Below are 19,873 nucleotides of genomic sequence, written 5' to 3' on the forward strand. Positions count from 1 at the left end.
CCCGTTTGCTCTTCTCACCGCGCGCAAAAGCGGCAGGCGTTCTTATCTTGTGCTCATGAAAAACACGCCACGCTTGCGCACTGTCTTGAGCTGCACCCTGCTGGTCGTGTCCCTCTGGGCGAGCGCGACCGCGTGCAGCGGCAACGAGAAGCACCCGCTCTCGGCCAAGCCGTCCGACGCCACCGGCAAGATCTCCTTCAGTACGTCCGCGGGCAAGACCAAGGCCGACCCGGACAAGCCCCTCGAAGTCACCTCCACGGGGGCCGACGGAAAGATCACCGACGTCACCGCTGTCGACAAGACGGGCCACTACCTGGCCGGCGAACTCACCGCCGACGGCACACGCTGGCACTCCACGGCACCCCTGGCCGCCGGCAGCCGCTACACCGTCAAGGTCTCCACGGAGAGCAAGAAGGGTGCCCCCGGGCTCCGGACACTCACCTTCGACACTCGCCCCGCCAAGAAGAAGCTCACCGTCGAATTCGGCCCGGACTCCGGCGAGTACGGGGTCGGCCAGCCCATCACCGCCACGCTCAGCGAACCGGTCACCTCCAAGAAGGCCAGGGACGTGGTCGAGCGGTCCCTGAAGGTCCGCTCCCAGCCCGCCGCCGACGGCGGCGCCTGGCACTGGGTGGACGAAACCGAACTCCACTACCGCCCCAAGGACTACTGGCCCGCCAACGGGACCGTCACCGCGTGGAGCACCCTCGAAGGTGTGAAGATCAGCGACAAGCTGTACGGCGGCGCGGTCAAGCCGATCAAGATCAAGACCGGCGACCGGGTCGAGGCCATCGTCGACGCCAGCGCGCACTACATGACGGTCTACGTCAACGGGGAAGAGATCAACAGCATCCCGGTGACCACCGGCAAGCCCGGCTTCTCCACGCGTAACGGCATCAAGGTCGTACTGGGCCAGGAGTACTTCGTACGGATGCGCGGCACCAGCGTCGGCATCGGCGGCGGTGAGGGCTACGACCTGCCCGTCTACTGGGCCACCCGCGTCACCTGGAGCGGTGAGTACGTACACGCCGCGCCGTGGTCCGTGGGCTCGCAGGGGTCCGCGAACGTCAGCCACGGCTGCGTGGGCATGTCCACCGGCAACGCCGCCTGGTTCTTCGAGACCGTCCAGGAAGGCGACATCGTCCAGGTCATCAACAGCGCCGGGGACTACATGGAGGACTTCGGCAACGGCTACGGCGACTGGAACGTGGACTGGAAGGACTGGCGCGAGGGCAGCGTCCTCCAGGCCGGCACACGGGAGGGCAGCAGCCCCGCCGACAAGGCGAGGCTCCGTCCCGTCGTCTGAGCCCGGAGAACCCGAACCGCGTGGTCCGCAAGGGGCCGTGGACGTCCGACCGACGTCCGCGGCCCCTCAGTCGTGCGCGGGCCCTCAGGCGTCCACAGCCCTCAGATGTCCACAGCTCTCAGGCGTCCACAGCCCTCAGGCGTCCACGGAGAGCCGGGTGCGCAGCAGGGAGGCCAGCGCCTGTGCGAAGCCGACCGGTTCGACCGGAAGCGTCACCGCGGCGTCCGCGCGGCTCCAGGTGGCCAGCCAGGCGTCCTGCGGGCGGCCGATCAGCAGCAGCACGGGCGGGCAGTGGAAGATCTCGTCCTTGATCTGCCGGCAGACCCCCATGCCGCCCGCGGGGACCGTCTCGCCGTCCAGCACACAGACGTCGATGCCGCCCTTGTCCAGCTGCTTGAGCACCGCGGGCAACGTGGCGCACTCCAGGAACTCGACCGGCGGCACATCGGCGGCCGGCCGGCGTCCCGCTGCCAGCCGGACCTGCTCGCGGGTGTTCGCGTCGTCGCTGTAGACCAGCACCGTGGCGGTCGGCTGCATTGTTCCTCCGTGACATCAGTGTCTGCGAGGGCTTCAGGGCGTCGTTGCCATGAACCGATGCCGCGGATGCTACTCCGTCGGACACCATGTCAGCACGGGTAATGACACCCCTTGACCGGGCTGTTCGAGCAGGGCACACCCCGTGGACACACCGAACGGCACCCCCGGGGTCAGGGCGGGATAAGCGACCGACATAATGTCGGTCGTGGCGACAGCAACGACAGTAGAAACCGGGCACGCGCACCCGTCGGTCAATCGGCCGAACCTCACCAGCGTCGGAACCATCATTTGGCTGAGTTCCGAGCTGATGTTCTTCGCGGCCCTCTTCGCGATGTACTTCACCCTGCGATCGGTGATGGGAGCCGAGTACTGGAAGGAAATGGCTCATGCCCTGAACATCCCGTTCTCGGCAACGAACACCACGATCCTGGTGCTCTCCTCCCTCACCTGCCAGCTCGGCGTCTTCGCCGCCGAGCGAGGTGACGTGAAGAAGCTCCGCACCTGGTTCGTGATCACGTTCGTGATGGGTGCGATCTTCATCGGGGGCCAGGTCTTCGAGTACACCGAGCTGGTCAAGAAGGACGGCATCTCGCTCTCCTCCGACCCGTACGGCTCGGTGTTCTATCTGACCACCGGCTTCCACGGTCTGCACGTGACGGGGGGTCTCATCGCGTTCCTGTTCGTCCTGGGCAGGACGTACGCGGCCAGGAGATTCACCCACGAGCAGGCGACCGCCGCCATCGTCGTGTCCTACTACTGGCACTTCGTCGATGTCGTCTGGATCGGCCTTTTCGCCACGATCTACTTGATCAAGTAGCCGGGCACCGCGCCCGAGCGCACACAGTCCAGAAGCACCGACGCAGAAGATCCTGACACCGGGGTAATCCGTGAAAAAGCTCTCCGCACGACGACGCCATCCGCTGGCGGCGGTCGTCGTCCTACTCCTCGCGCTGGCGGCCACCGGGGGGCTGTACACCGCGTTCGCGCCCGCGGGCAAGGCGCAGGCTGACGAAACCGCCCAGTCCCTCGCCATCGAGGAGGGCAAGAAGCTCTACTCCGTCGGCTGTGCCAGCTGCCATGGAACCGGCGGTCAGGGAACCTCTGACGGCCCGAGCCTGGTCGGCGTCGGCTCCGCCGCCGTGGACTTCCAGGTCGGCACCGGCCGTATGCCGGCCATGGCGCCCGGCGCCCAGGTGCCGAAGAAGAAGGTCATCTACTCGCAGAAGGAGATCGACCAGCTCGCCGCGTATGTCGCGTCCCTCGGCGCCGGTCCGATCACACCGACCGAGAAGCAGTACAGCCCCGCGGGTGCGGACATCGCCAACGGTGGCGAGCTGTTCCGTACCAACTGCACCCAGTGCCACAACTTCACCGGTGAGGGTGGGGCGCTGACACACGGCAAGACCGCGCCGTCGCTTGAGGGCGTGGATCCGAAGCACATCTACGAGGCCATGCAGACCGGCCCGCAGAACATGCCGTCCTTCCCCGACTCCACGATGCCGGAGAAGGAGAAGAAGGACATCATCGCCTACGTCAAGGCGGTGAACGGTGAGCAGTCCGAGAGCCCCGGCGGTCTCAAGCTGGGTGGCCTCGGCCCGGTCAGCGAAGGGCTCTTCGCCTGGATCTTCGGTCTGGGTGCTTTGATCGCAGTTGCCGTCTGGGTCGCGGCCCACACCGCTAAGGCCAAGAAGTCATGAGTAGCCAAGAAGACATCCAAGAGAAGAACCTGCCGAGCGAGCAGGGGGCCGCGTCCACCGCGGTGGAGCGTACGGACGACCCGTTCGCCGACCCGGGCCTGCCGGCCCACCGGCCGCGTGTGCAGGACATCGACGAGCGGGCGGCCAAGCGGTCCGAGCGCGCGATCGCCTTCCTGTTCCTGCTGTCGATGGTCGCGACGGTGGCGTTCATCGCCTCGTTCGTGGCGTTCCCGGTCGACAAGATCGTCTTTATCTTCCCGTTCGGCCATATCAGCATCCTGAACTTCTCGCTGGGCCTGACCCTGGGTATCGCGCTCTTCTGCATCGGCGCCGGCGCGGTCCACTGGGCCCGCACGCTGATGTCGGACGTGGAGATGTCCGACGACCGCCATCCGATCGAGGCGACGCCGGAGGTCAAGGCGAAGGTCCTGGAGGACTTCGCGGCGGGCGCCGCGGAGTCCGGCTTCGGCCGGCGCAAGCTGATCCGGAACACCATGTTCGGCGCGCTGGCGCTGGTACCGCTCTCCGGTGTGGTGCTCCTGCGCGACCTGGGCCCGCTGCCCGAGAAGAAGCTCCGCTCCACGCTGTGGCGCAAGGGCAAAGAGCTCATCAACATGAACACCAATGAGCCGCTGCGTCCCGAGGACATCGTCGTGGGCTCGCTGACCTTCGCCATGCCCGAGGGTCTCGACACGCACAGCGAGGACTTCCAGAAGCAGATCGCCAAGGCGGCTCTGATGATCGTCCGGATCCAGCCGGACGAGATCAAGGACAAGCGCGAGCTCGAATGGTCCCATCAGGGGATCGTGGCGTACTCGAAGATCTGTACCCATGTCGGCTGCCCGATCAGCCTGTACGAGCAGCAGACGCACCACGTGCTCTGCCCGTGCCACCAGTCCACCTTCGACCTCTCCGACGGCGCCCGCGTCATCTTCGGCCCGGCCGGTCACCCCCTTCCGCAGCTGCGTATCGGTGTGAACGCTGAGGGCAACCTCGAAGCGCTCGGCGACTTCGACGAGCCCGTCGGCCCTGCCTTCTGGGAGCGCGGATGAGTACCGCTGACGACAAGAACCGCAAGGCGCCCGCCGGTGAGCGGGTCGCCGACTGGGCGGACGGCAGGCTGGGCATCTACGGCCTGGCCAAGGCCAACATGCGGAAGATCTTCCCGGACCACTGGTCCTTCATGCTCGGTGAGATCTGCCTCTACAGCTTCATCATCATCATCCTCACGGGTGTGTATCTGACGCTGTTCTTCCACCCGTCGATGAACGAGGTGGAGTACCACGGCAGCTACGTCCCGCTCCAGGGCGTGATGATGTCGGAGGCGTTCGCCTCCACGCTGGACATCAGCTTCGACGTCCGCGGTGGGCTGCTGATCCGGCAGATCCACCACTGGGCCGCGCTGATCTTCCTCGCGGCCATGCTGGTCCACATGATGCGTGTCTTCTTCACGGGCGCGTTCCGCAAGCCGCGCGAGGTCAACTGGCTGTTCGGCTTCCTGCTGTTCGTCCTGGGCATGTTCACCGGGTTCACCGGTTACTCGCTCCCGGACGACCTGCTGTCCGGCACCGGTGTCCGGTTCATGCAGGGCGCGGTCCTGTCGGTGCCGGTCGTCGGAACGTATCTGTCGATGTTCCTGTTCGGCGGGGAGTTCCCCGGCGGCGACTTCGTGGCCCGGTTCTACTCGGTCCACATCCTGTTGCTGCCCGGCATCATGCTCGGCCTGGTGGTGGCCCACCTGATCCTGGTCTTCTACCACAAGCACACGCAGTTCGCGGGCCCCGGCCGTACGAACAGGAACGTCGTGGGCATGCCGCTGCTGCCGGTCTACATGGCGAAGGCCGGAGGCTTCTTCTTCCTGGTCTTCGGTGTGATCGCGATCGTCTCCGCGATCGCCACGATCAACCCGATCTGGGCCCTCGGCCCGTACCGTCCCGACCAGGTGTCCACCGGCGCCCAGCCCGACTGGTACATGGGCTTCTCCGAGGGACTCATCCGTGTGATGCCCGGCTGGGAGATCAATTTCGCCGGCCACACCCTCGTCCTGGGTGTCTTCATCCCGCTGGTGATCTTCCCGCTGGTGCTGGTCGCGATCGCGGTCTACCCGTTCATCGAGTCCTGGGTCACCGGTGACAAGCGCGAGCACCACATCGCGGACCGCCCGCGCAACGCGCCGACCCGTACCGCCTTCGGTGTGGCGTGGCTGACCTGGTACTTCGTACTGCTGGTCGGTGGTGGTAACGACCTGTGGGCGACGCACTTCCATCTGTCGATCAACGCGATCACCTGGTTCGTCCGGATCGCCTTCTTCGCCGGACCGGTCATCGCCTTCATCGTCACCAAGCGGATCTGTCTGGGTCTCCAGCGGCGCGACGCCGAGAAGGTGCTGCACGGACGCGAGTCCGGTGTCATCAAGCGGCTGCCGCACGGTGAGTTCATCGAGGTCCACACCCCGCTGGAGCAGGGAGACCTGCACAAGCTCACCGCGCACGAGCAGTACAAGCCGGCCGAGATCGGCCCCACGGTCGACGAGAACGGTGTCGAGCGCAAGGTCGGCCCGACCGAGAAGCTCCGCTCGAAGCTGAGCAAGGGCTACTACGGCGAGGGCAGCCAGATTCCCAAGCCCACCGCCGAGGAGTACAAGGAGATCACCAGCGGCCACGGCCACCACTGATCCCGCCCGGCCTCATCAGGTCGCCACCACCGAGGGCCCCGGCCCGGTCTCCCGCGAGGGAACCGGCCGGGGCCCTCGGCGTGGGATCCGTCCCGGAGTACGGGCATCCGCCCTGCGCGCCGGTACGCGCCGATAGGCTGGCCAAGGGCCGCACACAAGGCCCACGCATTGGACCCGGACACCCAGGAGCGAGCATGAGCGCTGTGACCCCCGTCGGAGGCGACACCGCGGCGGCCCGCACCTGGCCGGACGTACTGAACGCGCTGCTGAGCGGCGCCGACCAGAGCGCGGACGCCACCGCCTGGGCGATGGACCGGATCATGAGCGGCGAGGCCACCAACGCCCAGATCGCCGGGTTCGCCGTCGCGCTGCGGGCCAAGGGCGAGACCGTCGCCGAGATCAGCGGCCTCGTACGCTCCATGTACGCGCACGCCAACCTGATCGAGGTGCCCGGCCGGACCGTCGACATCGTCGGCACCGGCGGCGACGGCGCCAAGACCGTCAACATCTCGACCATGTCGTCGATCGTGGTCGCCGGCACCGGCGCGAAGGTCGTCAAGCACGGCAACCGCGCCGCGTCCTCGGCGAGCGGGGCCTCCGACGTACTGGAGAAGCTCGGCGTCAACCTGGAACTGACCCCTCAGCGGGTCGCCGAGGTCGCAGAGGAAGCCGGCATCACCTTCTGCTTCGCGGTGAAGTTCCACCCCGCCCTGCGCCATGTGGCCGCCGCGCGAGGCGAGTTGGGCATCCGCACCACCTTCAACTTCCTGGGCCCCCTCACCAACCCGGCGAAGGTCCGCGCGCAGGCGACCGGCGTCGCGGACGCCCGTATGGCGCCGATCATCGCGGGCGTGCTGGCCGAGCGCGGCTCCTCCGCGCTGGTCTTCCGCGGTGACGACGGCCTCGACGAGCTGACCACCACCGCGACGTCGCGGGTGTGGGTCGTACGGGACGGCGAGGTGACGGAGGAGGCGTTCGACCCGCGTGACGTGGGCCTGGAGCTGGTACCCGTGGAGGCGCTTCGGGGCGCGGACGCCTCGTACAACGCCGATGTCGCGCGGCGGCTGCTGGCGGGGGAGACGGGGCCGGTGCGGGACGCGGTGCTGCTGAACTCGGCGGCGGCGCTGGTGGCGCTGGACCCGACGGGGGAGTCGCTGGCGACGCAGCTGTCGGCGGGGATGGCCAGGGCAGCGGAGTCGATCGACTCGGGCGAAGCGGGGCGGGCGCTGGCGCGCTGGATCGCGTCGTCGCAGTCGTAGGCCCGCCGGGGTCGTGGTCCGGGCGCCGGAGGCGCACCGTACCCCGTATGGCATACTCTCCGGCAAGGTCATGAGCGACAGCGATTAAGGCCCCGGCTCGCTGTCCGGCAACCCTCCGTCCGTGGCGGGGTGCCCCGGGTGAAGACCAGGCCGTGGGCAGCGAGGTCCGCGGCAAGCGCGGACCCCTGCCACCTTTGGGGTCCTGGTCCTCAAGGGAGCAGTCTCGTGAGCAAGCGAATGCGTTAGGGCGAGCGCGCCCCTTCTTCAACACCTCCGCACGGTGACCCCGTGCGTCGAGGCACACCCCGCCACCAGCGCGGCGCAGCCGCGCACCGCGGGGACTTGAAGCCGTTCCGACTTGTCCCGCCGGGAGATATCGCCATGTCCGCACGCCCGAACGCCGCCGCCACCACGACCCCCTCGGACGATCCCGCCCGCGCCACCCCGCTGCCCGTGCTCGGGCGTGAGGTGACCGTCCCGCTCGTCACCGGCGGCGAGGTGACCTATGCCGCGCTCGACTACGCGGCCAGCGCCCCCGCCCTTCAGCGGGTGTGGGACGACGTCGCCGCCTACGCCCCGTACTACGGCAGTGTCCACCGGGGCGCCGGTTATCTCTCGCAGCTGTCCACCGACCTGTTCGAGAACAGCCGCCGCACCGTCGCCGAGTTCCTTGGCTGCCGCCCCGGTGATCAGGTCGTCTTCACCCGTTCGACCACCGATTCGCTCAATCTGCTGGCGGCCGTGGTCCCCGCGGAGTGTGAGGTGTTCGTGTTCGAGACCGAGCACCACGCCTCGCTGCTGCCCTGGCGGGACGCCCGGGTGAGCTATCTGGACGCTCCTCGGACGCCGGGCGAGGCCGTCGCCACGCTGGAGCGGGCGCTCGCCGGGCGGGGTTCCGGGGGGCCGGCGCTGGTCTGTGTGACCGGTGCGTCCAATGTGACCGGTGAGCTGTGGCCCGTACGGGAGCTGGCCGCCGCCGCGCACGCGGGGGGCGCCCGTATCGTGCTGGACGCCGCTCAGCTCGCACCGCACCATCCCGTGGACATCGCGGAGCTGGACGTCGACTGGGTGGCCTTCTCCGGGCACAAGCTGTACGCGCCGTTCGGGTCCGGGGTGCTCGCCGGGCGGGCCGACTGGCTCCAGGGCGCGGAGCCGTATCTCGCCGGGGGCGGCGCCAGCCGTAAGGTGGCGCGCCGGGCCGACGGCGGGGTGGATGTCGACTGGCACACCACGGCGGCCCGTCATGAGGCCGGTTCGCCCAATGTCATCGGGGTGTACGCGATCGCCTCGGCCTGCAAGGCGCTCACCGACGCCGGGTTCGACGCGCTGGTGGCGCGCGAGCAGCGGCTCGTGGCCCGGGTGCGGGAGGGGCTGGCCGGGGTGCCCGAGGTGAAGGTGCTCTCGCTGTTCGGCGAGGACGCGCCGCGGGTCGGCGTGCTGTCGTTCGTGGTCGAGGGGTGGAACAGCTCGCACTTCGCCGCCGCGCTCTCCGCGGAGTACGGCATCGGTGTTCGGGACGGGCTCTTCTGCGCCCACCCGCTGGTACGGACGCTGCTGGGCAGCGACCCGCGCGACCCGGGGGAGTGCGGCGCCCCCGACGCCGAGCCGGGCGAGCGGTCGCTCAACGCGATCCGGGTGAGCTTCGGCGCCGGGACGCCGGACGAGCATGTCGACCGGTTCGTCCGGGCCGTGCGGGAGCTGGTGACCGATGGCGCGCGGTGGAACTACCGTACGGAGGACGGCCGCTGCGTCCCCGACCGCGGCTGAGGTCAGGCCGCTACGGGCGCGAGGCGGGTGCCGAGCAGGACCATCCGCAGGGCGCGTTCGGTCGCGTCGGCGAGGAACTCACCGCCCCGGTCGAGCGCTTCGGGCAGCGCTACGGGTGCGGGCAGGATCGAGCTGTACGCGTCGACGCCCACGGCCCGCACCTCGTGCGCGCCCTGCCCGATGGTGCCGGCCAGTACCAGGACCGGCACCCCGGACGCGTGGGCGCGGCGGGCGACTTCGGCCGGGATCTTGCCGCGTACGGTCTGGTGGTCGAGCGCGCCTTCCGCGGTGATCACCAGATCGGCGCGGGCCAGCCGGGCGTCGAGGTCGAGCCGGTCGAGCAGGACGTCGAAGCGGGGCAGCAGGCGCGCGCCGAGGGCGGCCAGACCGGCTCCCAGACCGCCGGAGGCGCCCGTGCCGGGGGCGGTGCGCAGGTCGGTCGCGGGGGACAGGTCCCTGGTGAGGACGGCCGCCCAGCGCTCCAGCGCCAGGGACAGCTCCTCCACCATGGCCGGTCCCGCGCCCTTCTGCGGGCCGAACACCCGGGCCACTCCGCGCGGGCCGCACAGTACGTTGAACGGGTTGCAGGCGACGAGCAGTTCAGTGCCGGAGAGCCGGGGGTCGAGTCCGCTCGTATCGATGCGGTCCAGTCCGCGCAGCGCGGCGCCGCCCGGGGGCAGTTCCCGGCCGCGGTGGTCGAGGAGCCGGGCGCCGAGTGCGCGCAGTGCTCCGGCGCCGCCGTCCGACGTACCGGAGTCGCCGCAGCCGACGAGGACGCGTCGGACGCCCAGGTCCAGTGCGGCGCCGATGAGTTGGCCGACGCCGTGGGTCGTGGTGGCGCCCGGGTCGCGCCGGCCGGCCGGTACGAGCGAGAGGCCCGCGACAGCGGCCATCTCGACGACGGCCGTCGGCGTACCGGGCGTGGTGCCCCCGAGGAGTGCGAAGTGGCTGTCGACGGGGTCACCGACCGGGCCGGTCGCGGTGTACGGGACCAGTCGGCCGCTGGTCGCGGCGGCCAGCGCCTCGGCGGTGCCCTCGCCCCCGTCCACCAGCGGGATCAGATCGACTTCCGCGTCGGGCACCACCCTGAGCAGGCCCTCGGCGATGGACTGGGCGACCTGGCGGGCGGAGAGGGACTCCTTGAAGCCGCTGGGGGCGATGGCGATGCGGTAGCTCATGGCTGGGTCTCCAGACGAACGGGCACGCCGAGCAGCGGCCAGACGGCGAGGGCGAAGAGCAGGACGAGGGCTGCTGTGAGCGGCGCGAGCACGGCGGAGAGCCGGAGCAGGTCACGCGGGGTGTAGGTGGGGGTGCCGGGCAGCTCGGCGAAGAGCGCGACGGGTTTCGCGGAGGCGGGCAGGGTGTGGCAGAACCCGGCCGCGGCGGTCGAGGCGAGCGCGGCGGCCATCGGGTTGACGCCGGCGCCGATGGCGGCGACGACCACCAGCGGGACCAGCACGGAGGATCTGGCCGAGCGGGACTGAAGGGCCAGATGGGCCGCCGTGCTGATCAGCACCACCCCGGTGAGGAACGCCCACGGCGGGATGGTGGAGCCGCCGGGCACCCAGCTGACCAGCCAGGCGGCGGCTCCCGACTCGGCGAGGGCGACACCCATCGCCATGGTCGCCGCCATGAAGAGCAGCAGCGGCCAGGGCACGGTCCGCAGCCCGTCCTTGAGTCCGACGGTCCCGAGCGCCGGGGACGCGGCGACGACCGCGCCGATCAGCGCGACCACCGCCGGGGACACACCGTGCAGCGGCTCGCTGCACCACAGCACGACCACGGTCCCGAGCAGCACCGCGCACCGCGCCTCCGACGAGGTCAGCGGTCCCTCGACCGGGGTGTCCGCGTGCCGCTGGATCTCCGCGGCGGTGATCCGGACGGGTCCGCGCCGGTCGGCGCGTGTCGTGGTCGTCAGGAGCACCGCCTCGGCGGCGAGATGGGAGCAGACGACGGCGAGCGGCAGCCCGAGCAGCAGCCACTCGACGAACCCCAGCCGCTGTCCGGTCTGCTCCCACAGCACGCTGACGGTGATCAGATGCGCGCCCGCGCCGATCAGGGTGGCGACGGCGGAGAGCAGGATGACGGTCGGGAAGAGCAGCGCGAGCATCACCACGAGGCGGGTGCGGTCGGCGAGCGCCTTGGCGAGCGCGAGGAAGACCGGCAGGGCGAGGGCCGCGCGTCCTGAGGTGGCCGGTACGGCGAAGGCGGTGACCACCAGCGCGGCCGTGGTCAGATGCGTCAACTGCCGTACGGTGCGGGCCCCGCCGACCAGGAAAGCCGCGGCCCGGCTGGCGAGCCCGGTGCCCGTGACGGCAGCCGCCAGGACGAACGCGCAGATCAGCAGCCACACCGTCTCGTCGCCGAGCGTCGCGAACAGCGTCTCGCTGCTGATCACGCCCGTCGCGGTCAGCGCCAGCCCGGCGCCCAGGGCGATATACGTGTCGTCCACCGGGGTGGCGATCCAGGCGCAGGTGGCGAGGGCGAAGACACCCAGGGTGAGCCGCGCGTCACCGCTCAGTCCCGGCAGGGAACCGGGCACGGCGAGCAGCGCGCAGATGCTGAGTACGGCGCAGAGCCAGCCGGCCTGCCGGAACGAGAGGGTCACGGCGAACAGCCTCTGTCCGTGCGGTGAGCCCCGGATGAACGCTTTATGAGAGGGAGTTCATGCGGGGGGCCGGGCGGCCGTCATGGCATCCGGTAGCCCATGCCCCGTACGGTCTCCAGCCGCTGGGCGCCCAGTTTCCTGCGCAGGGCCCGTACGTACACGTCCACGATATTGGAGCCGGGGTCGAAGTCGTACCCCCAGACATGGGAGAGGATCTGTTCCCGCGAGAGCACCTGGCCCGGATGGCGCAGGAACAGTTCGAGCAGCACGAACTCGCGGGCCGTCAGATCGACGGTCAGCTCGCCGGAACGCGCCCTGCGGGTACGCAGATCCAGGCTGAGGTCGCCGCTGCGCAACATCGTCACCTCGGGCGCGCGGGCCGCGGTGCGCAGCCGTAGCCGTATCCGCGCCAGCAGTTCCTCGAAGCGGAACGGCTTCGTCATCCAGTCGTCGGCGCCGCCCTCCAGCCCTGCCACGGTGTCCCGTACGGAATCCCGCGCCGTCAGCACGATGACCGGCAGCGTCACCCGCGCCTCGCGCAACTCCCGCAGCACGGTGAAGCCGTCGCGCCCCGGCAGCCCGATGTCGAGCAGCACCAGATCGAAGCCGCCGGTGACGGCGTACTCCAGGGCCGAGTCGCCGTCGGCGGCCACGGTGGTGGTGAAGCCGTTCGCGCGCAGCCCCTTCTCCACGAAGGAGGCGATGCGCTCCTCGTCCTCGGCGATCAGAATGCGGTTCATGAACTCGTCTCCAGGATGAGTACGAAGGTGGCGCCGCCGCCCTCGGTGGGGCGCAGTTCGACCCGGCCCCGGTGGCCTTCGGCGATCGCCCTGACGATCGCCAGACCGAGCCCGGCCCCGCTGGTGCGGGCGCCGCGGCGGGCCGTACCGCGGCGGAAGCGTTCGAAGATCACCTCCGCGTCCTGCGGCTGTACGCCGGGGCCGTTGTCGGTGACATGGAGCTCGATCCGGTCGCCGTGCGCCTGCGAGCCGATCCGGATGCGCTGTCCTGGCACGGTGTGCTGCACGGCGTTCTGCGCGAGCTGCACCATCGCCTGGGTGATCCGCTGCGGATCGAGCCGCGCCGCACGGTCCGCGACCCCGTCCAGCACCCATTCCCGGTCGCCCAGCGTCCGCGCCTTCACGAAGACATCGGCGGTCAGCTCGGCGAGCTGGACCGGCTCGGGAGTGATGAAGTCGGGCCGTTCGGCCTTGGCGAGGAGCAGCAGATCCTCGACGATACGGCTCATCCGGTCCAGCTCGTCGGTGACCAGACGTACGGTCTCCTCCCGGTCGGCCGGATCGTCGCCCATCACCTCCAGATGGCCGCGCACGATGGTGATCGGTGTCCGCAGTTCGTGCCCGGCGTCGTCGACGAACTCCCGCTGCGCGGCGAACGCCCGCTCCAGCCGGTCGAGCATCCCGTTGAAGGTCTCGGCGAGGGCCGCGATGTCGTCCCGCCCCTTGACGGGGATACGGCGGGTGAGGTCCTGCTCGGTGAGTTGCGCCGCGGTGATCCGTACGACCCGTACCGGCGCGAGTATGCGGCCCGCGACCGCCCAGCCGATGCCGGTCGTCATCAGCAGCGCCACCCCCGAGATGGCCAGCAGCGTACGGAACGTCTCGTTCGCGACGGCCCGTTCCCGGTCCGCGTGGAAGGCGACGACGAACGCGCCGGGCGCCGCGTCACTGGCCGGGTCTATGGCGACCTTGGCCCAGCGCACCTCGCCTCCCGGGCGGTGCAGGGTGCCGGAGGCGGCCTTGGAGGCGAAGATCCGGGTCAGGGCGTCGTCGTCGCGCCACAGGGCGGTCCGGTCGGGGAGGTCGCGGCGCTGCCGGATCACATGCGGTTTGGGTACGCCGGCCCTGATCAGGCCGAGCAACTCCTCGTCCGTGTCGGAGTACTGGCGCTGGAGAAACACCCGGAGCAGTCTGCGCGGGTCGCTGAACCGCTCGCCGGTCTCCGGATCGACGCCTTGGCCGACGAAGTTCGCGAACTCGCCTGTTTCCTGGGTGAGCAGCTGGCTGATCCGCTGGTCGACGTCCCGCAACAGGATGGAACGGGTGGTGGTGGCCACGGCGGCCAGCGCGGCCGTCATCACCACCAGCAGCCAGAGGAGGATCCGTACCCGGGCGGAGATACGGCGCGAGTCAGCCGTCTTCACCGGTGTCGTCACCGCGGTCGTCATCGTCGTCACCGTCGGTGGCCGAGGGGCCGGGCACGACGGCGTCGCCCGGGCCGGCGCCGGGGCTCGCGCTCTTCGAGGGGGCCGGCGGGGTGTCCGGCAGCATGGTCGGCGTGCCGGACGGTGTGGTGCCCAGCTCGACCTTGGGCGGCACCTTGGGCGCGTCGGGACTGTCCGTCATCGCGTAGCTGGTCGCGGCGATACCGAGCGGGATGGCGACGACTGCCGCCAGGGCCGCCAGACGAGGAGAGAAAGCCATGCCGGTCATGGTGCCGGGCGCGCAAGAGACGGGGATGAGCGCCGGATGAGGAATTCTTCATCCGCCACCGGCGCCGGGGAGCCCTACGCGTCGAGTCCGATGGCGAAGGCGGCTTCCAGGTCGTGCTGGGAGTACGTACGGAACGCCACATGCGTGTCCGTGCCCTCGACGCCCTCGATCTTGCTGATCCGGCCGGGGATCACATCCGCCAGATCGTCGTGCTTGGGGACCCGGACCATGGCGATCAGGTCGTACGTACCGGTGACCGAGAAGACCTCGCTGACGTTGTCGAGGGCCGCGATCGACTCCGCGATCTCGGGGATCCGGTCGACGCTGGTCTTGATGAGCACGATCGCGGTGATCACGGTTGGCGTTCTCCCTCGGTGGCCGCGGTTTGGTCTTTCACTCTATCGGTACGCCAGTACCGCACCCAGGCGTAGAGGAAGCCGGTGCCGAACCCCACCAGATGCGCGAGATAGGCGACCCCGGGGCCGGAGCTCGCGCCGCGCGCCGCCACCCACTGGAGCACGAACCAGAAGATCAGCACGATCCAGGCGGGGAAGCGCAGCGGCAGGAAGAGCAGAAACGGGAAGAGGCTGGTGACCCGGGCCCTGGGGAAGAGATAGAGGAAGGCGCCGAGCACCCCCGAGATCGCGCCCGAGGCGCCCACCAGCGTCTGGTCCGAGTCGGCGTTGGCCGCCGCGTACACGAACAGCGCGAAGTAGCCGACGGCGAGATAGAAGAGCGCGAACCCCGCCCGGCCCATCCGCTCCTCGGCCATCGCCCCGAAGACATACAGAAAGAGCATGTTGCCCAGCAGATGCAGCCAGCTGCCGTGGACGAAGAGCGCGGTCAGCGGGGTGAGCAGGGCGTGCGGGGTGCCGTGCAGCAGATTGACGGGGATGACGCCCCACCGTTCGAAATACGCGCTCTGGGTCGCGAGGAGCGTGTCCCCCTCGCCGTACCCCGGATTGAACCCCGACAGCGGGCTGACCAGGAAGACCAGACAGCAGAGGCCGATCAGTCCATAGGTCACCACTGGGCCGTCGGCCGCGGTCCGCCACTTGATCATGGACAGAGCATCGCCTACCGGGACCGACTGGTACAGAGCGCCTCGCCGCCCCCTGGAGTGGCCGCCAGGCCGTAGGGTTGCTGGCATCACATGCGTGTTCCGGAGTCTCCGCGTTTCGACGGCGCACCGCGGGACACCGCACGAGGGACGACGGAAACTGCGAAAAACCGCGAGAAGAGGACGGCGACGATGACGACGGTTCCCCAGCCGACGGCCGCTACCCGGTGGCGCTGCACGCTGTGCGGCAATCTCACGCGCTTCGATGTGACCCGCTCGTCGAAGGCCGTCGAGTACGTCCATCTGGACCTGGCCGGGGAGCCGAAGGTCGAGGAGCGCGAGGTGGTCAGTGAGACCATCGAGTCGGTGCGGTGCCGTTGGTGCAACGCCGTGGACCAGATCGAGCTGGTGGACAGGCCAGGGGCCGGTTCCTGAGGGAGCCGCCCGAAAGGGGTAGATGGGGTGACGGATCGTGGAGCAGCCCGCGAGCGGTGCTGAGCCGGCCGGTGCGGCCGGCGGTGACGCCGCCGAGGCGCTCGACCGCCCGCTCCCGGACGGGGTACGGCGCCGGGTCGTCGCGCTGGTCTCCGACGCCTTCGGCGGGCTGACCGTCACCGAACTCCCGGCGCAATTGCGGCAGTACGCCCGGTTCACCCCGAACAGGCGGGCGAAGTTCGCGGGGAACGCGATGGCCGCCGCCCTGGAGAGCGACCCCGTGTTCCGCCAGCGGATCGGGGAGCGGATCAGCCAGGCCCAGCCCGAACTGGCCGCGGCCCTGGAGGCCGGCTCGCCACCGGCCGCCGCCGATCCCGTCGATGTCGCCGCCGCCGCGTATGTCCTCAGACCGCCCGGGTGGGTGAAGCTGGTGGCCGCCGCGGGCGAGGAGGCCCAGCGGGCGGACGCCGAGCGGGCCGGTGCGGAGACCCGGCGCGAGTTGGAGCGGCTGCGCGAGGAGCTGGCCGTCGCCAGGGCGCTGACCAAGAGCGAGACCGAACGGCTGCGTACGGAGCTGGAGGCGGCCCGTAAGGAGTCCGAATCGCTCCATCGCAAGCTGCGCAGCGCCCACAGCGATGTGAAGCGGGGCGAGGCCGCGCTGCGCCGCGCACACGCGGAGTCCGAGGCGTTCCGGGCCGAGTCCGCGGCGCAGATCTCCGCCGCGGAGAGCGAGACGCGCCGGATCAGGGCGCGTCTCGGTGAGGCGGAGGCGGCCGTCGAGGCGAGCCGCCGGGCCGCCCGCGAGGGCCGCTCGGTGGAGGACATGCGGCTCCGGCTGCTGCTGGACACGGTGCTGGAGTCGGCGCAGGGGCTGCGCCGCGAGCTGGCGCTGCCGCCCGCCGCGGCCCGCCCCGCGGACATGGTCGACGCGGTGGAGCCCGGCCGGATGTCTCCCAAGGACGTGGCGGCCCGCGCGCTGTCCGAGACCGATCCCGCGCTGCTCGACCAGTTGCTCGCGCTGCCGCAGGCGCATCTGATCGTGGACGGCTACAACGTCACCAAGACCGGCTATCCGACGATGCCGCTGGAGAAGCAGCGGCTGCGGCTGCTGGGCGGGCTCGCCATGCTCGCGGCGCAGACGGGCGCCGAGGTGACCTGTGTCTTCGACGGCGCCGAACTGGCGGCGCCGGTGCTGCTCGCCCCGCCGCGCGGGGTACGGGTGCTGTTCTCGAAACCGGGTGTGACGGCGGACGAGTTGATCCGCCAGCTCGTCAGGGCGGAGCCGCCGGGCCGGCCCGTGGTGGTCGTCTCCACCGACCGGGAGGTCGCGGACGGGGTCGCCAGGGCCGGTGCCAGGCCGGTCGCGTCCGCCTTGCTGCTGAAGCGGCTTTCGCGCGTCTGATGCCGGTCGCGCACTGATCGCGGCACTGGTCAACTCATGTCAACAATGACCGAATTGCTCGCTTGTTGTCGGAGCGCAGCGTCGAATGTCCATGACTGCCTGTGTGGTGTCGGTAAATTATGTGCGTGTCGACTGAGTTTTTCCCTGGAAGGATTTGAAGTGATCACAAGTAGGTCACTAAGGTCAGGCCTCGAACCTTCGCGCGGTTGATCATCCATCCGGGGTGGCAGCGAAGGAACCGCCGATTTCGTGTAGTTCAGCCCGGTTCGGTCCAGTTCGCTGGAGGGATGGACGCAGGAAGCCGGGACTTCACGTCCCCAGGGCCCGGTAGGCGGCTGAGGAAGAAGGAGCTCGCCTCCGTGGCGTCCCACCGTCGACCCAAGCAGCCGAGCCGTGCCCGTGTGACCGTGCTCACCGCTACCGCCGCCGCTGCCGTCGCTCTCAGCGCCCAGGCCGCGAACGCCGCCCCGACGCCGAGCAAGGAAGACGTCAAGGAGAAGGTCGACAAGCTCTACGAGGACGCGGAGAAGGCCACCGAGAAGTACAACGGGGCCAAGGAGGCGCAGGGCAAGCTCGAAAAGCAGGTCGACGCGCTCCAGGACAAGGTCGCCCGCGGCCAGGACGAGCTGAACGACCTGCGCGACGGCCTCGGTTCGATGGCCAGCGCCCAGTACCGCACCGGCGGCATCGACCCGGCCGTGCAGCTGTTCCTCTCCTCGGACCCGGACAGCTACCTGGAGAAGGCGTCCACGCTCGACCAGGTGAGCGCCAAGCAGGCCGACACGCTCCAGCAGATCCAGTCCAAGCAGCGGACCCTCGCGCAGCAGCGCCAGGAGGCCCAGGGCAAGGTCAAGGACCTCGCGGAGACCCGCAAGCAGCTCGGCGAGAAGAAGGACGAGGTCCGCGGGAAGCTCGCCGAGGCGCAGAAGCTGCTCAACACGCTCACCGCGCAGGAGCGTCAGGCCCTCGCCCAGGAGGAGGAGTCCCGCGCCAGCCGCGCCGGCGGCACCTCCTCGCGCGCCGACCTCGGCAACGTCGGATCCTCCTCGCAGCTCGCCGCCGCCGCGTTCGCCGCCGCCCAGAGCAAGATCGGCACCCCGTACGTCTACGGCGCGAGCGGCCCCAGCTCGTTCGACTGCTCCGGACTGACCTCCTGGGCCTTCGCGCAGGCCGGCGCCGCCATACCCCGTACCTCCGAGGCCCAGGCCAGCGCCGGTACACGCCTCGGGATGAGCCAGCTCAAGCAGGGCGACCTGGTCATCTTCTACGGCGACCTGCACCACGTCGGCTTCTACGCGGGCAACGGCCAGGTGCTGCACGCCCCCAAGCCCGGTGCCAGCGTGCGCTACGAGTCCATCAACAACATGCCGTTCCAGTTCGGTGTCCGGATCGCCTGACGGCCCCTGACACCCGCCCATTCGGGCGAATTCCCGCTACGCACACTGACGCCGCGCCCCACCGATGACCTTGTGGTCTCCGGTGGGGCGCCGTTTTGTGTGCGCGGGGCGGTCGTTGGTCGCTCCGTGGTCGCACGGCTACTGTCTGCTGCGCGCAGCTCCGGCCAGCGGTCCGCCCGTCGGGCGGCAGGGGCTGCGTCAGTGCGTACAGCGGAAGGAAGTGCGGCTTCCCGTGGTGTCCCATCGCCGCCCCTCACAGCCCGGTCCGGGCCTCGGCGCCCGCGGCAGCGCCATCGCAGTGTCCGCCGCGGCGGCCACCGCCGCGGCGGCGCTCGGAGCCGCCCCCGCGGGCGCCGACCCGCACGCGACGCCGGAGGCCACCCGCGCCAAGGTCGACCAGCTGTACGAACAGGCCGAGAGGGCCACCGAGTTGTACAACAAGGCGAGCGAACGGGTGGGACGGCTGCGCGGCTTGGTCGAGCACGCGCAGGACAGCGCCGCCCGCGGCCAGGAGCGCGTCAACACGATGCGCGGAGCGCTCGGTTCACTCGCGGGCGCCCAGTACCGCTCGGGCGGCATCGACCCGGCCCTCGCCCTGCTGCTCTCCTCCGACCCCGACAGCTATCTCGACAAGGCGTCCGTCCTGGACCGGGTCGGTGCCCGCCAGTCCGGCACCCTGAGAGAACTCCAGCAGGCCCAGCGGAGGCTGGGACAGGTGCGTATGGAAGCCGCCCACGACCTCACCGAGCTGGAGCGCAGCAGGGACGCCGTATCCCGGCACAAGCGCACCGTCGAACGCAAACTCGCCGAGGCACGGCGGCTGCTCGACTCCCTGCCCACCGCCGACCGCGACTCCTACGACCGGGCCTCCCGCTCCGACCGCGGCGAGGGCTCCGCGCTCGCCGGTGGCGTACCCGCCTCGGGGCGCGCCGCGGCGGCGGTGCGCGCCGCCCGGAACGCGGTGGGCCGGCCCTACGTCTGGGGCGCCAACGGGCCCTCGGGCTTCGACTGTTCGGGACTCACCCAGTGGTCGTACGCGCAGGCCGGGGTCGGACTGCCGCGCACCTCCCAGGCACAGCGGTACGCGGGCCGGCAGGTCCCGCTCACCGCCGCGCGCCCCGGTGACCTCGTGGCGTACCGCGACGACGCCAGTCACATCGGCATGTACGTGGGCAACGGCCAGGTGATCCACGCCCCCTACCCCGGGGCCTCGGTGCGCTACGACCCGGTCGGCATGATGCCGGTCTCGTCGGTCACGCGCGTCTGACCGGGGCCGGT

General features: G+C 70.2%; 19 protein-coding genes and 1 riboswitch. Of the genes, 11 read left to right on the plus strand and 8 right to left on the minus strand.

The features are described 5' to 3' along the window. Window positions 1–55 precede the first annotated feature (55 nt). On the plus strand, window positions 56–1,306 hold the full coding sequence (locus ABTZ59_RS24210) for a L,D-transpeptidase (protein ID WP_351414161.1): 1,251 nt from the start codon (window positions 56–58) through the stop codon (window positions 1,304–1,306). 135 nt (window positions 1,307–1,441) lie between these two features. Here the strand turns inward: ABTZ59_RS24210 and ABTZ59_RS24215 are convergent, their stop codons facing one another. After that, window positions 1,442–1,843: a hypothetical protein gene (locus ABTZ59_RS24215; protein ID WP_351414171.1), complete on the minus strand. Its 402-nt coding sequence runs from the start codon at window positions 1,841–1,843 to the stop codon at window positions 1,442–1,444. Between the two features lie 196 nt (window positions 1,844–2,039). Between ABTZ59_RS24215 and ctaE the strand changes: the two genes are divergently transcribed. From ctaE to ABTZ59_RS24245, 6 genes are all read left to right on the plus strand, one after another. Further along, on the plus strand, window positions 2,040–2,660 hold the full coding sequence (gene ctaE / locus ABTZ59_RS24220) for an aa3-type cytochrome oxidase subunit III (RefSeq protein ID WP_351414176.1): 621 nt from the start codon (window positions 2,040–2,042) through the stop codon (window positions 2,658–2,660). 70 nt (window positions 2,661–2,730) lie between these two features. Next, the gene (gene qcrC, locus ABTZ59_RS24225) at window positions 2,731–3,540 is read left to right on the plus strand and encodes a cytochrome bc1 complex diheme cytochrome c subunit (protein WP_351414187.1); all 810 of its coding nucleotides are present in this window, start codon (window positions 2,731–2,733) and stop codon (window positions 3,538–3,540) included. Continuing rightward, entirely contained in the window at window positions 3,537–4,592 is a 1,056-nt protein-coding gene (gene qcrA / locus ABTZ59_RS24230) for a cytochrome bc1 complex Rieske iron-sulfur subunit (RefSeq protein ID WP_351414211.1), read from the plus strand. The genes qcrC and qcrA overlap by 4 nt, the downstream gene beginning before the upstream one ends. After that, window positions 4,589–6,214: a cytochrome bc1 complex cytochrome b subunit gene (qcrB, locus tag ABTZ59_RS24235; RefSeq protein WP_351414217.1), complete on the plus strand. Its 1,626-nt coding sequence runs from the start codon at window positions 4,589–4,591 to the stop codon at window positions 6,212–6,214. The genes qcrA and qcrB overlap by 4 nt, the downstream gene beginning before the upstream one ends. A gap of 194 nt (window positions 6,215–6,408) precedes the next feature. Beyond that, a complete protein-coding gene (trpD, locus tag ABTZ59_RS24240; protein ID WP_351414228.1) occupies window positions 6,409–7,473 on the plus strand; it encodes an anthranilate phosphoribosyltransferase in 1,065 nt (354 codons plus the stop codon). 66 nt (window positions 7,474–7,539) lie between these two features. After that, window positions 7,540–7,657: riboswitch (SAM riboswitch) on the plus strand. Window positions 7,658–7,854: 197 nt separating this feature from the next. Then, window positions 7,855–9,240, plus strand: coding sequence for an aminotransferase class V-fold PLP-dependent enzyme (locus tag ABTZ59_RS24245; protein WP_351414233.1), 1,386 nt, complete (start codon window positions 7,855–7,857; stop codon window positions 9,238–9,240). Between the two features lie 2 nt (window positions 9,241–9,242). On the opposite strand, the gene ABTZ59_RS24250 is transcribed toward ABTZ59_RS24245, so the two are convergent. The 7 genes from ABTZ59_RS24250 to ABTZ59_RS24280 form a co-directional block, all read right to left on the minus strand. Next, entirely contained in the window at window positions 9,243–10,418 is a 1,176-nt protein-coding gene (locus tag ABTZ59_RS24250; RefSeq protein ID WP_351414243.1) for a glycerate kinase family protein, read from the minus strand. After that, a complete protein-coding gene (locus ABTZ59_RS24255) occupies window positions 10,415–11,848 on the minus strand; it encodes an SLC13 family permease (RefSeq protein WP_351414256.1) in 1,434 nt (477 codons plus the stop codon). The genes ABTZ59_RS24250 and ABTZ59_RS24255 overlap by 4 nt, the downstream gene beginning before the upstream one ends. An 80-nt stretch (window positions 11,849–11,928) precedes the next feature. Beyond that, a complete protein-coding gene (locus tag ABTZ59_RS24260; protein ID WP_249950842.1) occupies window positions 11,929–12,588 on the minus strand; it encodes a response regulator transcription factor in 660 nt (219 codons plus the stop codon). Continuing rightward, a complete protein-coding gene (locus tag ABTZ59_RS24265; protein ID WP_351414266.1) occupies window positions 12,585–14,036 on the minus strand; it encodes a sensor histidine kinase in 1,452 nt (483 codons plus the stop codon). Before ABTZ59_RS24265 ends, ABTZ59_RS24260 begins: the two co-directional genes overlap by 4 nt. After that, the gene (locus ABTZ59_RS24270; protein ID WP_351414270.1) at window positions 13,999–14,292 is read right to left on the minus strand and encodes a small hydrophilic protein; all 294 of its coding nucleotides are present in this window, start codon (window positions 14,290–14,292) and stop codon (window positions 13,999–14,001) included. The genes ABTZ59_RS24265 and ABTZ59_RS24270 overlap by 38 nt, the downstream gene beginning before the upstream one ends. Window positions 14,293–14,375: 83 nt before the next feature. Beyond that, entirely contained in the window at window positions 14,376–14,657 is a 282-nt protein-coding gene (locus ABTZ59_RS24275; protein WP_249950839.1) for an Lrp/AsnC family transcriptional regulator, read from the minus strand. Further along, window positions 14,654–15,364, minus strand: a complete 711-nt coding sequence (locus ABTZ59_RS24280) for a rhomboid family intramembrane serine protease (protein WP_351414285.1) — start codon at window positions 15,362–15,364, stop codon at window positions 14,654–14,656. Before ABTZ59_RS24280 ends, ABTZ59_RS24275 begins: the two co-directional genes overlap by 4 nt. Window positions 15,365–15,553: 189 nt before the next feature. Between ABTZ59_RS24280 and ABTZ59_RS24285 the strand changes: the two genes are divergently transcribed. The 4 genes from ABTZ59_RS24285 (at window position 15,554) to ABTZ59_RS24300 (ending at window position 19,862) form a co-directional block, all read left to right on the plus strand. Beyond that, window positions 15,554–15,796 carry a hypothetical protein gene (locus tag ABTZ59_RS24285; protein ID WP_351414290.1) on the plus strand — a complete coding sequence of 81 codons (243 nt, stop codon included), beginning with the start codon at window positions 15,554–15,556 and terminating at the stop codon, window positions 15,794–15,796. A 37-nt stretch (window positions 15,797–15,833) separates the two neighbouring features. Next, window positions 15,834–17,198, plus strand: a complete 1,365-nt coding sequence (locus ABTZ59_RS24290) for an NYN domain-containing protein (RefSeq protein WP_351414303.1) — start codon at window positions 15,834–15,836, stop codon at window positions 17,196–17,198. Between the two features lie 359 nt (window positions 17,199–17,557). After that, window positions 17,558–18,595 (plus strand): C40 family peptidase, encoded by a 1,038-nt coding sequence (locus ABTZ59_RS24295; RefSeq protein ID WP_351414311.1) that lies wholly within the window; start codon window positions 17,558–17,560, stop codon window positions 18,593–18,595. A 232-nt stretch (window positions 18,596–18,827) separates the two neighbouring features. Next, complete coding sequence (locus ABTZ59_RS24300) at window positions 18,828–19,862, plus strand: C40 family peptidase (protein WP_351414326.1); 1,035 nt, start codon at window positions 18,828–18,830, stop codon at window positions 19,860–19,862. Window positions 19,863–19,873: the final 11 nt, after the last annotated feature.

Source organism: Streptomyces sp. NPDC094034, assembly GCF_040303865.1.
In the GTDB taxonomy this organism is placed as follows: Bacteria; Actinomycetota; Actinomycetes; order Streptomycetales; family Streptomycetaceae; genus Streptomyces.

Bases quoted from the DNA above. Each gene is read 5' to 3' on its own strand.
- ABTZ59_RS24245 (WP_351414233.1), top strand. From the start codon at position 7,855: ATGTCCGCACGCCCGAACGCCGCCGCCACCACGACCCCCTCGGACGAT.
- trpD (WP_351414228.1), top strand. From the start codon at position 6,409: ATGAGCGCTGTGACCCCCGTCGGAGGCGACACCGCGGCGGCCCGCACC.
- ABTZ59_RS24215 (WP_351414171.1), bottom strand. From the start codon at position 1,843: ATGCAGCCGACCGCCACGGTGCTGGTCTACAGCGACGACGCGAACACC.
- ABTZ59_RS24270 (WP_351414270.1), bottom strand. From the start codon at position 14,292: ATGGCTTTCTCTCCTCGTCTGGCGGCCCTGGCGGCAGTCGTCGCCATC.
- ctaE (WP_351414176.1), top strand. From the start codon at position 2,040: ATGTCGGTCGTGGCGACAGCAACGACAGTAGAAACCGGGCACGCGCAC.
- ABTZ59_RS24210 (WP_351414161.1), top strand. From the start codon at position 56: ATGAAAAACACGCCACGCTTGCGCACTGTCTTGAGCTGCACCCTGCTG.
- ABTZ59_RS24265 (WP_351414266.1), bottom strand. From the start codon at position 14,036: ATGACGACCGCGGTGACGACACCGGTGAAGACGGCTGACTCGCGCCGT.
- ABTZ59_RS24280 (WP_351414285.1), bottom strand. From the start codon at position 15,364: ATGATCAAGTGGCGGACCGCGGCCGACGGCCCAGTGGTGACCTATGGA.
- qcrA (WP_351414211.1), top strand. From the start codon at position 3,537: ATGAGTAGCCAAGAAGACATCCAAGAGAAGAACCTGCCGAGCGAGCAG.
- ABTZ59_RS24260 (WP_249950842.1), bottom strand. From the start codon at position 12,588: ATGAACCGCATTCTGATCGCCGAGGACGAGGAGCGCATCGCCTCCTTC.
- qcrB (WP_351414217.1), top strand. From the start codon at position 4,589: ATGAGTACCGCTGACGACAAGAACCGCAAGGCGCCCGCCGGTGAGCGG.
- ABTZ59_RS24285 (WP_351414290.1), top strand. From the start codon at position 15,554: ATGACGACGGTTCCCCAGCCGACGGCCGCTACCCGGTGGCGCTGCACG.
- ABTZ59_RS24250 (WP_351414243.1), bottom strand. From the start codon at position 10,418: ATGAGCTACCGCATCGCCATCGCCCCCAGCGGCTTCAAGGAGTCCCTC.